This is a genomic window from Enterobacter sp. ECC-249 (assembly GCF_043965265.1).
Lineage (GTDB): Bacteria > Pseudomonadota > Gammaproteobacteria > Enterobacterales > Enterobacteriaceae > Enterobacter > Enterobacter quasiroggenkampii.
On the sequence record NZ_CP143660.1, the window covers coordinates 1,580,909 to 1,594,487 of the forward strand.

The following is a 13,579-nucleotide window of genomic DNA, read 5'->3' on the forward strand; positions in this document are numbered from 1 at the left end:
TGAAAAAGGCCGCTAATGCGGCCTTTTTATCATGTGAAACCGGTATCAGTGAGGTTCTACCGAATGACTGTGTTCAACATCTTCATTCTTTCGGCTAAAGCGGCGGCGAACCACCACGAAGAACACCGGTACGAAGAAGATAGCCAGTACGGTCGCGGTAACCATACCGCCCATCACACCTGTACCTACTGCGTTTTGCGCGCCGGAACCCGCACCGGAGCTGATAACCAGCGGCAGTACGCCGAGGATAAACGCCAGCGACGTCATCAGGATTGGGCGCAGACGCATACGAACCGCCTCAAGCGTCGCCTCAATAAGACCTTTGCCTTCTTTCTCCATCAGATCTTTGGCGAATTCAACGATAAGTATCGCGTTCTTCGCCGACAAGCCAATGGTTGTCAGCAGGCCTACCTGGAAGTAAACGTCGTTGGTCAGTCCACGGAACGTTGCCGCAAGCAGCGCGCCGATAACCCCGAGTGGAACTACCAGCATAACGGAGAACGGAATCGACCAGCTCTCGTACAGTGCCGCCAGACACAGGAAGACCACAATCAGTGAAATGGCGTACAGAGCAGGGGCCTGGTTACCGGACAGACGTTCCTGATAGGACATACCGGTCCAGTCATAGCCGATACCCGCAGGCAGCTTGCTCGCCAGCTCTTCCATCAGGTTCATGGCTTCACCGGTGCTTCGACCCGGAGCAGCCTGACCCAGGATCTCCATAGACGGCAGGCCGTTATAGCGTTCCAGACGCGGTGAACCGTATTCCCAGCGTGAGGTTGAGAACGCCGAGAACGGTACCATCTGACCATTGCTGCCGCGCACGAACCAGCTGTTGATATCGTTAGGCAACATACGGTACTGCGCCTCGGACATCACGTACACTTTCTTCACACGACCGCGGTCGATGAAGTCGTTAACGTAGCTACCGCCCCAGGCTGCGCCCAGCGTGGTGTTGATGTCACTGATGGATACACCCAGCGCCTGGGCTTTCTCCTGGTCGATATCGATCTTGTACTGCGGCGTATCTTCCAGGCCGTTTGGACGCACGCCGACCAGCAGGTCAGGGTGTTTAGCAACTTCACCGAACAGCTGGTTACGCGCCTGCGTCAGTTTTTCGTGACCCAGACCGCCCTGGTCAATCAGCTGGAAGTCGAAACCGGTCGCCGTACCCAGTTCAACAATCGCTGGCAGGTTAAAGGCGAAGACCATCGCATCTTTAATCTGCGAGAAGGTGCCCATTGCACGGCCGGTGATGGCTTCAACCTTGTTCTTTTCGCCTGGACGTTCAGACCAGTCTTTCAAAGAAACGAAGGCAATACCGGTGTTCTGACCACGACCCGCAAAGCCAAAGCCGTTAACCGCAAACACGGACTCAACGTTGTCTTTCTCTTTGGTGAGGTAGTAGTCCGTCACTTCATCCAGCACTTTCTGGGTACGTTCTTGCGAGGCACCCGCCGGAAGCTGTGCCATCGTCAGGAACACGCCCTGGTCTTCATCCGGCAGGAACGAGCTTGGCAGACGAACGAACAGGAAAGCCATGCCCACCACGATGATGATATAGAGCAGCAGGTAACGACCGGTGCTGCGCAGGATGTTGCCCACGCTGTCGGTGTAGTGATGCGTGCTCTTATCAAACATGCGGTTAAACCAGCCGAAGAATCCTTTGTGCTCGCCGTGACCGCCTTTCTGAATCGGCTTCAGCATGGTGGCACACAGGGCAGGAGTCAGGATCAACGCCACCAGCACCGACAGCGCCATCGCGGAAACGATGGTAATCGAGAACTGACGGTAAATCGCACCGGTAGAGCCCCCGAAGAAGGCCATTGGGATAAATACCGCAGACAGCACCATCGCGATACCGACCAGCGCGCCCTGGATCTGACCCATTGATTTACGGGTTGCTTCCTTCGGCGGCAGACCTTCTTCCGCCATCACGCGCTCGACGTTCTCTACCACGACGATGGCGTCATCCACCAGCAGGCCGATGGCGAGCACCATCCCGAACATCGTCAGGGTGTTTATCGAGTAGCCAAATATCGACAGGATCGCAAAGGTCCCGAGCAGAACAACCGGCACGGCAATCGTTGGAATAAGCGTCGCGCGGAAGTTTTGCAGGAACAGATACATCACCAGGAACACCAGGATGATGGCTTCTACCAGCGTTTTAACCACTTCGTGAATCGAAATTTTGACGAACGGCGTGGTGTCGTATGGGTAAACGATTTTCAGACCTGACGGGAAGAACGGTTCCATCTTCTTCAGCTCTGCGCGGATCGCCGTGGCGGTGTCCAGGGCGTTAGCGCCTGTCGCCAGTTTGATACCCAGACCGGAAGCCGGTTTACCGTTAAACTTCGCGATGATGTCGTAGTTCTCACCGCCCAGCTCTACTTTTGCCACGTCGCGCAGGCGAACCTGCGAACCGTCCTGATTCACTTTCAGCAGAATTTTGCTGAACTCATCGGCAGAGGTCAGACGGGTCTGCGCGATGATCGAGGCGTTAAGCTGCTGGCCTTTCACCGGCGGTGTACCGCCTAACTGACCGGCCGCTACCTGGGCGTTCTGCGCTTTAATCGCGCTGATCACGTCAACCGGAGTCAGCTGGAAGTTGTTCAGTTTGTTCGGATCCATCCAGATACGCATCGCGTACTGAGAACCGAACAGCTGCACGTCACCCACACCGGAAGTACGGCTGATGGCGTCCTTCATGTTGGCGCCCACGTAGTCGGAAATATCCTCCTGCGTCATGGTGCCGTTGGTGTTGATAACGCCGACAACCATCAGGAAGCTACTGGACGATTTCTCGACGCTCACACCCTGCTGTTGTACTTCCTGCGGCAGCAAAGGCATCGCCAGCTGCAGTTTGTTCTGCACCTGAACCTGCGCAATGTCAGCATCCGTACCTGACTGGAAGGTCAGGGTGATCTGCACTGTACCGGTGGAGTCACTGTTTGAGGACATGTACATCAGGTTATCGATACCGTTCATGTTCTGTTCGATAACCTGGGTGACGGTGTCCTGCACCGTTTTCGCATCAGCCCCCGGGTAGGTTGCGGAAATTGTTACCGCCGGTGGCGCAATCGTTGGATATTGCGCGACAGGCAGCTTCAGGATCGCAAGTCCCCCGGCCAGCATGATGATAATGGCGATCACCCACGCAAATATGGGGCGATCGATAAAGAAATTAGGCATGTCTTAACGGCTCCTGTTTAAGTTAAGACTTGGTTTGTTCTGACTGGCCAGCGGCCGAAGCTTGTTGTTTATCGTCAGATTTCACTTCCTGTGCTTTAACCTGCGCGCCAGGACGAACTTTTTGCAAACCAGTAACAATCACGCGATCGCCATCTTTCAGACCTTCCGTCACCAGCCATTTATCGCCAATCGCCTGGGTGGCGGTGATATTGCGCGTTTCGACTTTGTCATCAGCCCCAACCACCAGCGCGCTCGCATCGCCGCGAGGCGTACGGGTCACACCCTGCTGTGGAACCAGAAGTGCGGTTGGATTCGTTCCTTCTTCCAGACGCGCGCGAACGAACATACCTGGCAGCAGATTTTTGTCAGGGTTCGGGAAAATCGCACGTAAGGTGATGGAACCTGTGGTCTGGTCGACCGTCACGTCAGAGAATTCCAGCGTACCTTCCTGCGGGAACTTGATACCGTCGTTGGTAATCAGCTCCACTTTGGCTTTGCCGTTTTCCTGTTTCAGGGTGCCGTTAGCCAGCTCCTGTTTCAGGCGCAGGAAATCGTTGCTGGACTGCGTCACGTCAACGTAGATCGGATCGAGCTGCTGCACGGTCGCCAGCGCAGTGGTTTGACCGTTCTGCACCAGAGCCCCTTCCGTCACGGAAGACTTACCAATACGACCGCTGATAGGGGAGGTCACTTTGGTATAGGCCAGGTTAATGCGCGCGGTTTCGACGGCCGCTTTGGCTGCCACCACGGCTGCGTTAGCCTGCTGGGCATCCGCCAGGGCGGTATCGTAATCCTGCTGACTGATGTACTTGGTACCGAGCAGTTTTTGATAGCGATTCAGCGTCAACTGAGCAATTTTAGCCGCGGCCTGTGCTTTAGCCAGATCGCCTTTCGCGCTTTCATAATTGGCCTGATAGGTTGCTGGATCAATCTGATACAGAGACTCACCGGCCTTCACATCACCGCCTTCGGTGAAGTTACGTTTCAGGATAATGCCGCTAACCTGAGGACGCACTTCCGCAATGCGGTAAGCATTTGTACGGCCTGGTAATTCGGTGGTGATTTGTAGAGGTTCAGATTTGAGCGTCACAACGCCTACTTCTGGCGCCTGCTGAGCTCCTTGTTGAGCTGGTTTGTCGTCACATCCTGTTAGCGCTAAGCTGCCTGAGAGCATCAGAACGACCGCCAGAGGCGTTAACCCTCTGTTTTTGTTCATATGTAAACCTCGAGTGTCCGATTTCAAATTGATCAAGGGTCCTGAGTCTAAAACCCATTGCTGCGTTTATATTATCGTCATGCTATGGTACATACATTCACAAATGTATGTAAATCTGACTCCTGTAAATTCACCCACCTATGGCACGAAAAACTAAACAACAAGCGCTGGAAACCCGACAACACATTCTGGATGTGGCAATACGTTTGTTCTCGCAGCAGGGTGTTTCATCCACCTCGCTGGCGCAGATTGCTCAGGCTGCCGGTGTGACGCGAGGAGCGATTTACTGGCATTTTAAAGATAAGTCAGATCTGTTCAGTGAAATCTGGGAGCTTTCAGAGTCCAGCATTAGCGATCTTGAGAGTGAGTATCGGGCAAAATTCCCTGACGATCCACTCTCAGTAATGAGAGAAATATTAGTATATATCCTTGAAGCAACGGTAGTTGAAGAACGTCGCAGATTAATGATGGAAATTATTTATCATAAATGCGAGTTTGTCGGCGAAATGGCGGTGGTGCAGCAGGCGCAACGCAGCCTCAGCCTCGAGAGCTATGACCGCATTGAACAGAATCTGAACCTGTGTATGCAGGCGAAGCTGTTACCGGCCAATCTCTTGACCCGACGGGCGGCAATCCTGATGCGTGGCTACATTTCCGGTCTGATGGAAAACTGGCTTTTTGCGCCGCAATCCTTTGACCTCAAAGAGGAAGCCCGCAGCTACGTGGCGATTTTACTGGAAATGCTACAGCTCTGCCCCACGCTGCGCGGCGATGCGCCTTCGCTAACGGCCTGATCCCTTTCCAGGATTTATCTCAGAGGATAACGTTCGCGCTATTCTGCTCTCAGCGAGCGTGATATTCTTCACGCCGGACTATTTTCGGTCATCTTCTGACATCATTCACAACTATGCTGCCCATCAATCGCTCGCAACATCCTGTTTTTGCATTGCTCTTTGCGATGCTGTTTTTCTTCGCCACCGCGCCGCTGACCTGGGCCCGCGCCGACAACAGCAACGATATCCCCACGCGTGCGGATGTTCAGTCGCAGCTCGACACGCTGAACAAACAAAAAGAGCTCTCTCCTCAGGATAAGCTCATCCAGCAGGATCTGACGGAAACGCTGGAAACGCTGGATAAAATTGAACGCGTCAAAGCAGATACCGCCCAGCTTCGTCAGAAGGTGGCGCAGGCTCCTGAAAATATGCGCAAGGCCACGGAATCGCTGAACGCCCTGAGCGACGTCGATAACGATACCGAAACGCGCAAAACGCTCTCGACGCTCTCTTTACGCCAGCTGGAGTCGCGCGTTGCGCAACTGCTTGACGACCTGCAAACCGCGCAGTCCGACCTCGCGACCTATAACAGCCAGCTTGTCTCCCTGCAAACCCAGCCAGAGCGCGTGCAAAATGCGATGTACGCCGCGTCTCAGCAGCTGCAGCAGATCCGCAACCGCCTCAACGGCACGACGGTAGGCGAAGGCACGCTGCGCCCGACGCAGCAAACCCTGCTGCTGGTGCAGCAGACGTTACTCAATGCACAAATCGAACAGCAGCGTAAAAGCCTGGAAGGGAATACGGTGCTGCAGGACACGCTGCAGAAACAGCGTGATTACGTCACCGCGAATATTAATCGCCTGGAACACCAGCTTCAGCTGCTGCAGGAGGCGGTAAACAGCAAACGCCTGACGCTGACGGAAAAAACCGCCCAGGAGGCCGTATCGCCTGACGAAACTGCCCGCATTCAGGCGAATCCGCTGGTGAAACAGGAGCTCGAGGCCAACCACCAGCTTAGCCAGCGCCTGATACTGGCGACGGAACACGGTAACTCGCTGGTTCAGCAAAACATCAAAGTGAAGAACTGGCTGGATCGCGCGCTGCAGGCTGAACGCAACATTAAAGAGCAGATCGCGGTTCTGAAGGGCAGCCTCCTGCTGTCGCGCATTCTCTACCAGCAGCAGCAGACGCTCCCGTCCGCCGATGAGCTGGAAGACATGACCAACCGCATTGCGGATTTACGTCTGGAACAGTTTGACGTCAACCAGCAACGCGATGCCCTTTTCCAGAGCGATGCCTTTGTCGCCAAAATTGAAGAAGGGCACTCCAGCGACGTGAACCCGGAAGTGCACGACGCGCTGCTCCAGGTCATCGATATGCGTCGCGAGCTGCTGGACCAGCTCAACAAACAGCTGGGTAACCAGCTGATGATGGCCATTAACCTGCAGATCAACCAGCAGCAGCTGGTGAGCGTCTCGAAAAGTCTGCAGGAGATCCTGACCCAGCAGATTTTCTGGGTAAACAGCAACAAACCGATGGACTGGGACTGGATTAAATCCTTCCCTGAGACGCTGAAAACGCAGATTAAGAGCATGAAGATCACCGTAAACTGGGAGAAAGCCTGGCCTGCGGTGACGATTGCCTTACTGGCGGGATTACCGCTGCTGCTGATTGCCGGCCTGATCCGCTGGCGTCTGGGCTGGCTGAAAAAATACCAGGCGAAGCTGGCGTCCGAAGTGGGGCAGCTGCGCAACGATAGCCAGCTCCATACGCCAAAAGCGATTCTCATCGATCTCATTCGCGCCCTGCCGGTGTGCCTGATTATTCTGGCCGTGGGGCTAATTCTGCTCACCATGCAGCTCAACGTTAGCGATCTGCTGTGGGCGTTCAGTAAAAAACTGGCGCTGTTCTGGCTGGTGTTTGGCGTGTGCTGGAAGGTGCTGGAAAAAGACGGCGTGGCGGTGCGTCATTTCAACATGCCTGCGCAGCTGACCAGCCACTGGCGTCGCCAGATTGTGCGCATCAGCCTGGCGCTCCTGCCGCTGCACTTCTGGTCGGTTGTTTCTGAGCTTTCCCCGCTGCATCTGATGGATGATGTGCTGGGCCAGCTGGTTATCCTGCTGAACCTGCTGCTGATTGCGATCCTGATGTGGCCGATGTGCCGCGACAGCTGGCGTGATAAAGAGTCCCACAATATTCGTCTGGTCACCGTGACGGTACTGGCGATCATTCCGCTGGCGCTGATGGTGCTGACGGCAACGGGGTACTTCTATACCACGCTGCGCCTGTCCGGGCGCTGGATTGAAACGGTCTATCTGGTGATCGTCTGGAACCTGCTCTATCAGACCGTGCTGCGCGGCCTGAGCGTGGCGGCCCGCCGCATTGCCTATCGCCGTGCTATCGCGCGTCGTCAGCATCAGGTGAAAGAAGGGGCCGAAGGCGCGGAACCGCAGGAAGAGCCGACCATCGCCCTGGAGCAGGTTAACCAGCAGACGCTGCGCATCACCATGCTGGTGATGATCGCCCTGTTTGCCGTGATGTTCTGGGCTATCTGGTCCGATCTTATTACCGTTTTCGCCTATCTTGACAGTATTACCCTCTGGCAATACAACGGCACCGAAGCCGGCGCGGCGGTCATGAAAAGCGTGACCATGGGCAGCCTGCTGTTTGCACTGGTGTCGTCGGTAGTGGCCTGGGCGCTGATTCGCAACCTGCCAGGCCTGCTTGAAGTGCTTCTCCTGTCACGTCTGAATCTTCGGCAGGGGGCGTCCTACGCCATTACTACGATCCTTAACTACGTGATCATTATTGTCGGGGCGATGACGGTCTTTGGCTCGCTTGGCGTCTCGTGGGATAAACTACAGTGGCTGGCGGCGGCCCTCTCGGTCGGTCTTGGTTTTGGCCTGCAGGAGATCTTCGGTAACTTCGTGTCCGGTCTGATCATCCTGTTCGAACGTCCGGTACGTATCGGCGATACCGTCACCATCGGCACGTTCTCGGGAACGGTCAGCAAGATCCGTATTCGTGCCACCACCATCACCGACTTCGATCGTAAAGAGGTGATCATCCCGAACAAAGCGTTCGTGACCGAGCGTCTGATCAACTGGTCGCTCTCCGATACGGTGACGCGCGTGGTGATCCGCCTGGGCGTGGCCTATGGATCGGATCTGGATAAGGTGAAAGAGGTATTGCTGAAGGCGGCGTCTGAGCATCCGAAAGTGATGCACGATCCGGCTCCGGCGGTCTTCTTCACCACCTTTGGGCCGAGTACGCTGGATCACGAGCTGCGTTTATACGTGCGCGAGCTGCGCGACCGCAGCTACACGGTGGATGAGCTTAACCGCTCTATCGATCGCCTGTGCCGTGAAAACGATATTAATATCGCCTTCAACCAGCTTGAGGTTCACCTGCGTAACGAGAAAGGTGATGAGCATACGGAAGTGAAGCGCGACATTAAGGGTGGTGACCCTCACCCTAACCCTCTCCCTTGAAGGGAGAGGGAATAATCTGCTGCAGTCTGCTTTTACCCTCTCCCCTCAGGGGAGAGGGCAGGGTGAGGGGGAAGTTTCCCCTCAAAATCCCGCCGCACAATCTCCAGCGCCTTAAGCACCGTCCCGGCGGGGATCTCATGATTCTCCAGCAGCATAATCAAATCGACGGCCAGCTTGACCTCATCGGGTGCATTTTCCAGTGACATGGGTGTGGCTCCTGTTAACGGGTCAAACGTTCTATAACGCGTTCAATTTCATCCAGCGCCTGACGGCAGCGGACGATACGTCCTTCCAGCGCGCTAATCTCGCGCATCAATAGCTGCTGCTCTTCCAGCGTTTCGCTGTTGTTCAGCCGCACTTCGCGTTCGCGCTTCATCTCAAACAGCCGGCGTTCAAACTCCTGGTTCTCCAGCCGCTTGCGCTGCCATTTGCCGAGCCCCGGCGAGGCGCTGTCCCAGGCGCGCAGCGGCCAGGCGGTGATTTCGCGATGCAGCGCGGTGATCTGTTCGGTGAGATGCTCCGCAAGCCACGCCACCTGCTCCTGCTGTTCACTCTCAACCGCATGGCGAAGCTCGTCGAGATTGGTCTGCGCTTCAGCCAGGTAATCCTGAATAACGGTGCTGCGGGTCCGAAAAAGCTGCCGGTCAAAGCGCGGTTTCAGCGTGGCGTGCCCCATCAGCGGCGTGGCCTGCTCCCGCAGAGCAATCAGCTGATTTTGCAGCCTCTCAAGAAGCAGTGCTGTTTTCAAGGCGCTCTCCAGTGGTAAAGTAGCCGTTCAGTTTGATAACGATTCGCATTATGAAGCGTACTATTTTAATCATCATTGGCTGGCTCGCGGTAGTGCTTGGCACGCTGGGTGTGTTTTTACCCTTGCTGCCGACCACGCCGTTTATCCTGCTGGCGGCCTGGTGCTTCGCCCGCTCGTCGCCGCGTTTTCACCACTGGCTGCTCTATCGTTCATGGTTTGGCGGCTATCTGCGGCACTGGCAAAAACACCGGGCCATGCCGCCCGGCGCGAAGCCGCGCGCGATCGCGGTGATCCTCATCACCTTCGCTATTTCATTATGGCTGGTGAAAATGATGTGGGTACGTATTCTGCTGCTGGCGATCCTGACCTGCCTGCTTTTCTTTATGTGGCGGATCCCCGTGGTTGATGAAAAGCAACAAAAGCACTGAAGCCTTATCATGGCTGTTGCAATTATCACGCGCAGCCAGTAAATTCGACCGTTTTCGAGCACAGGTGCGCCTGGTCAAAGGTTAAACAATTGTTGCCTTGGCCGACTCGTTGCGCGCTGTGAGTAACACTGTTTTATTTAGGCACAAACCGATGACCGCAACTGCACAGCAGCTTGAATATCTGAAAAACAGCATCAAAAGCATCCAGGACTATCCAAAGCCTGGCATTCTTTTCCGTGATGTCACCAGCTTGCTGGAAGACCCGAAAGCGTACGCGCTCAGCATTGAACTGCTGGTCGAGCGTTATAAAAACGCCGGGATCACCAAAGTAGTAGGTACCGAAGCCCGTGGCTTCCTGTTTGGCGCGCCGGTTGCGCTGGCAATGGGCGTAGGTTTTGTGCCGGTGCGTAAGCCGCGCAAGCTGCCGCGTGAAACTATCGCAGAAAGCTACGAGCTGGAGTACGGCACCGATCAGCTGGAGATCCACGTTGACGCGATCAAGCCTGGCGACAAAGTGCTGGTGGTTGACGATCTGCTGGCGACCGGCGGCACCATTGAAGCGACCGTTAAGCTGATCCGCCGTCTGGGTGGGGAAGTGACCGACGCGGCCTTCATCATCAACCTGTTCGATCTCGGCGGTGAACAGCGCCTGGAAAAACAGGGTATTACCAGCTACAGCCTGGTGCCTTTCCCGGGTCACTAATCCCGGTTTTCACAACCTCGCTCAATGGGTGAGGTTGTGATAGCATTCCCCTCCATAAATTCACCTTCCAGCGTTGCAGAGCCTGCCCATGAGTTATCAGGTGTTAGCCCGTAAATGGCGACCACAAACCTTTGCTGACGTTGTCGGTCAGGAACATGTGCTGACGGCCCTGGCGAACGGCTTGTCGCTAGGTCGCATCCATCACGCCTATCTTTTTTCCGGCACCCGCGGCGTCGGTAAGACCTCTATTGCCCGTTTGCTGGCAAAAGGTCTCAACTGCGAAACCGGGATCACCGCCACGCCGTGCGGCGTGTGTGATAACTGTCGGGAAATCGAGCAGGGGCGTTTTGTCGATCTAATCGAGATCGACGCCGCCTCGCGTACCAAAGTGGAAGATACCCGCGATCTGCTCGATAACGTGCAGTACGCCCCGGCGCGCGGCCGCTTCAAGGTCTACCTGATCGATGAAGTGCACATGCTGTCGCGCCACAGCTTTAACGCCCTGCTGAAGACGCTGGAAGAGCCGCCCGCGCACGTGAAGTTCCTGCTGGCGACCACCGATCCGCAAAAGCTGCCGGTCACGATTTTGTCACGCTGCCTGCAGTTCCACCTGAAGGCGCTGGACGTTGAGCAGATCCGCGCGCAGCTTGAACACATTCTTGACGAAGAGAAAATTGTCCATGAACCGCGCGCCCTGCAGCTGCTGGCCCGCGCGGCGGACGGCAGCCTGCGTGATGCATTAAGCCTGACCGACCAGGCGATTGCCAGCGGTGACGGCAAGCTCTCCACCGAGGCGGTCAGCACCATGCTCGGCACGCTGGATGACGATCAGGCGCTGTCGCTTATCGAAGCGATGATTGCCGCCAACGGCGAACGCGTGATGTCGCAGGTGAACGCGGCCGCCGCCCGCGGTATTGAGTGGGAAGGGTTGCTGGTTGAGATGCTCAGCCTGCTGCACCGCGTGGCGATGCTGCAGCTTTCTCCCTCCGCGATTGGTGCGGATATGGCGGCCATTGAACAGCGGATGCGTGAGCTTGCCCGCACCGTGCCGCCTGCCGACGTGCAGCTTTATTACCAGACGCTGCTGATTGGCCGCAAAGAATTACCGTTTGCGCCGGATCCGCGTATGGGCGTTGAAATGACGCTGCTGCGCGCGCTGGCGTTCCACCCGCGCATGCCGCTGCCGGAGCCGGAAGTGCCGCGACAGTCTTTCGCGCCGGTCGCGCCCACGGCGGTGATGTCGCCGCAGCAGGTGCCGCCGCAGCCGACGCCGCCACCGCAGCAGAACGTACCGCTGTCGGATGCCACCAGTTCGGTGCTTGCCGCGCGCAGCCAGCTGCAGCGTGCCCAGGGAGTAACCAAACCAAAAAAGAGTGAACCGGCAGCGCCAGGAAGAGCGCGGCCGGTGAACAACGCCGCGCTTGAACGACTGGCCTCGGTAACGGAGCGCGTACAGTCGCGTCCTGCACCGTCCGCGCTCGAGCAGAAAGCCCCGGTGAAAGAAGAGGCTTACCGCTGGAAGGCAACCACCATCACCGAAGAGGTGAAGGAAGAGGTCGCCACGCCGAAAGCGCTTAAAAAGGCGCTGGAGCATGAGAAAACGCCGGAGCTTTCCGCGAAGCTTGCCGAAGAGTCCATTGCGCGCGACGCCTGGGCGGCCGAGGTCAGCAAACTCCATCTGCCGAAGCTGGTGGAGCAGGTCGCGCTTAATGCCTGGAAAGAGCAGGACGGCAATCAGGTGCGTCTGCACCTGCGTCCGGGCCAGCGTCACCTGAATTCCCCGGGCGCGCAAAAGGCGCTGGCCGAGGCGCTCGCCGCTTTACAGGGCGCGCCGGTTGAATTGACTATCATTGAAGATGATAATCCGGCAGTGAAAACGCCGCTCGAGTGGCGCCAGGCCATTTATGAAGAGAAGCTCGCGCAGGCGCGCGAGGCGATTATTGCGGATAACAACATTCAGACCCTGCGCCGGTTCTTCGACGCCGATCTGGATGAAGAGAGTATTCGCCCCATTTGATCGTAAGTCTGACTTACGGTTGTAATCCTTAAACGTGAAAGAAGAGAGAAGCCTATGTTTGGTGGAAAAGGCGGTCTGGGTGGCCTGATGAAGCAGGCTCAGCAGATGCAGGAAAAAATGCAGAAGATGCAGGAAGAGATCGCTCAGCTGGAAGTCACGGGTGAGTCCGGTGCCGGTCTGGTCAAGGTGACCATCAACGGTGCGCACAACTGCCGTCGCGTTGAAATCGACCCGAGCCTGCTCGAAGACGACAAAGAGATGCTGGAAGATCTGGTTGCAGCCGCGTTTAACGATGCCGCTCGCCGTATCGACGAAACTCAGAAAGAGAAAATGGCCTCCGTTTCCAGCGGCATGCAGCTGCCGCCTGGCTTCAAGATGCCATTCTGATGCAAACCAGTCCGCTGCTCACGCAGTTAATGGAAGCACTGCGCTGCCTGCCGGGCGTTGGCCCGAAGTCGGCGCAGCGCATGGCGTTTACGCTATTGCAGCGCGACCGCAGCGGCGGGATGCGCCTGGCGCAGGCTTTAACCCGCGCCATGTCAGAAATTGGTCACTGTGCGGATTGCCGTACCTTTACCGAGCAGGACGTGTGTAACATCTGCACGAACCCGCGTCGTCAGGAAAACGGCCAGATTTGCGTGGTGGAGAGTCCGGCGGACATCTACGCCATCGAGCAAACCGGGCAGTTTTCAGGCCGCTACTTCGTGCTGATGGGGCATCTCTCCCCGCTGGACGGTATTGGCCCGGACGATATCGGTCTTGACCGCCTTGAACAGCGCCTTGAGTCCGAAACGATCAAAGAGGTGATCCTCGCCACCAACCCCACGGTGGAAGGGGAGGCAACCGCTAACTACATCGCCGAGCTGTGCTCGCAGTATGGCGTTGACGCCAGCCGCATCGCCCACGGCGTGCCTGTCGGCGGCGAGCTGGAGATGGTGGACGGCACCACGCTGTCGCACTCTCTGGCCGGGCGTCACAAGATTATTTTCTGACCAAACGGAGGCTGCGCGC

11 protein-coding genes and 1 other annotated feature are annotated in these 13,579 nt (G+C 56.6%); of the genes, 7 read left to right on the top strand and 4 right to left on the bottom strand.

The window, feature by feature from the left end:
• Positions 1-45: 45 nt before the first annotated feature.
• Positions 46-3,192: a multidrug efflux RND transporter permease subunit AcrB gene (acrB, locus tag V1587_RS07570; protein WP_029741964.1), complete on the bottom strand. Its 3,147-nt coding sequence runs from the start codon at positions 3,190-3,192 to the stop codon at positions 46-48.
• Positions 3,193-3,214: 22 nt separating this feature from the next.
• Positions 3,215-4,408, bottom strand: coding sequence for a multidrug efflux RND transporter periplasmic adaptor subunit AcrA (gene acrA, locus V1587_RS07575; RefSeq protein WP_371898777.1), 1,194 nt, complete (start codon positions 4,406-4,408; stop codon positions 3,215-3,217).
• Positions 4,409-4,548: 140 nt separating this feature from the next.
• On the opposite strand from acrA, the gene acrR reads away from it, so the two are divergent.
• Positions 4,549-5,202, top strand: coding sequence for a multidrug efflux transporter transcriptional repressor AcrR (acrR, locus tag V1587_RS07580; RefSeq protein WP_371898778.1), 654 nt, complete (start codon positions 4,549-4,551; stop codon positions 5,200-5,202).
• Between the two features lie 113 nt (positions 5,203-5,315).
• On the top strand, positions 5,316-8,672 hold the full coding sequence (gene mscK / locus V1587_RS07585) for a mechanosensitive channel MscK (RefSeq protein ID WP_371898779.1): 3,357 nt from the start codon (positions 5,316-5,318) through the stop codon (positions 8,670-8,672).
• Between the two features lie 32 nt (positions 8,673-8,704).
• Here the strand turns inward: mscK and rsmS are convergent, their stop codons facing one another.
• Together rsmS and priC are read right to left on the bottom strand one after the other, a co-directional pair.
• A complete protein-coding gene (rsmS, locus tag V1587_RS07590) occupies positions 8,705-8,878 on the bottom strand; it encodes a pleiotropic regulatory protein RsmS (RefSeq protein ID WP_371898780.1) in 174 nt (57 codons plus the stop codon).
• A gap of 14 nt (positions 8,879-8,892) precedes the next feature.
• Positions 8,893-9,420, bottom strand: a complete 528-nt coding sequence (priC, locus tag V1587_RS07595; RefSeq protein WP_371898781.1) for a primosomal replication protein N'' — start codon at positions 9,418-9,420, stop codon at positions 8,893-8,895.
• Between the two features lie 50 nt (positions 9,421-9,470).
• Here priC and V1587_RS07600 point away from each other — a divergent pair, with 50 nt between their 5' ends.
• The 5 genes from V1587_RS07600 (at position 9,471) to recR (ending at position 13,560) form a co-directional block, all read left to right on the top strand.
• Positions 9,471-9,848, top strand: coding sequence for a DUF454 family protein (locus V1587_RS07600; protein ID WP_024906851.1), 378 nt, complete (start codon positions 9,471-9,473; stop codon positions 9,846-9,848).
• A 151-nt stretch (positions 9,849-9,999) separates the two neighbouring features.
• On the top strand, positions 10,000-10,551 hold the full coding sequence (gene apt / locus V1587_RS07605) for an adenine phosphoribosyltransferase (RefSeq protein WP_000127359.1): 552 nt from the start codon (positions 10,000-10,002) through the stop codon (positions 10,549-10,551).
• 88 nt (positions 10,552-10,639) lie between these two features.
• The gene (gene dnaX, locus V1587_RS07610; RefSeq protein ID WP_395314549.1) at positions 10,640-12,568 is read left to right on the top strand and encodes a DNA polymerase III subunit gamma/tau; all 1,929 of its coding nucleotides are present in this window, start codon (positions 10,640-10,642) and stop codon (positions 12,566-12,568) included.
• Positions 11,898-11,962, top strand: a sequence feature (DnaX frameshifting element). Its footprint overlaps the gene before it by 65 nt.
• Before the next feature lie 54 nt (positions 12,569-12,622).
• Positions 12,623-12,955: a YbaB/EbfC family nucleoid-associated protein gene (locus V1587_RS07615; protein WP_003858972.1), complete on the top strand. Its 333-nt coding sequence runs from the start codon at positions 12,623-12,625 to the stop codon at positions 12,953-12,955.
• Entirely contained in the window at positions 12,955-13,560 is a 606-nt protein-coding gene (gene recR / locus V1587_RS07620) for a recombination mediator RecR (protein WP_008499298.1), read from the top strand. The genes V1587_RS07615 and recR overlap by 1 nt, the downstream gene beginning before the upstream one ends.
• Positions 13,561-13,579 lie beyond the last annotated feature (19 nt).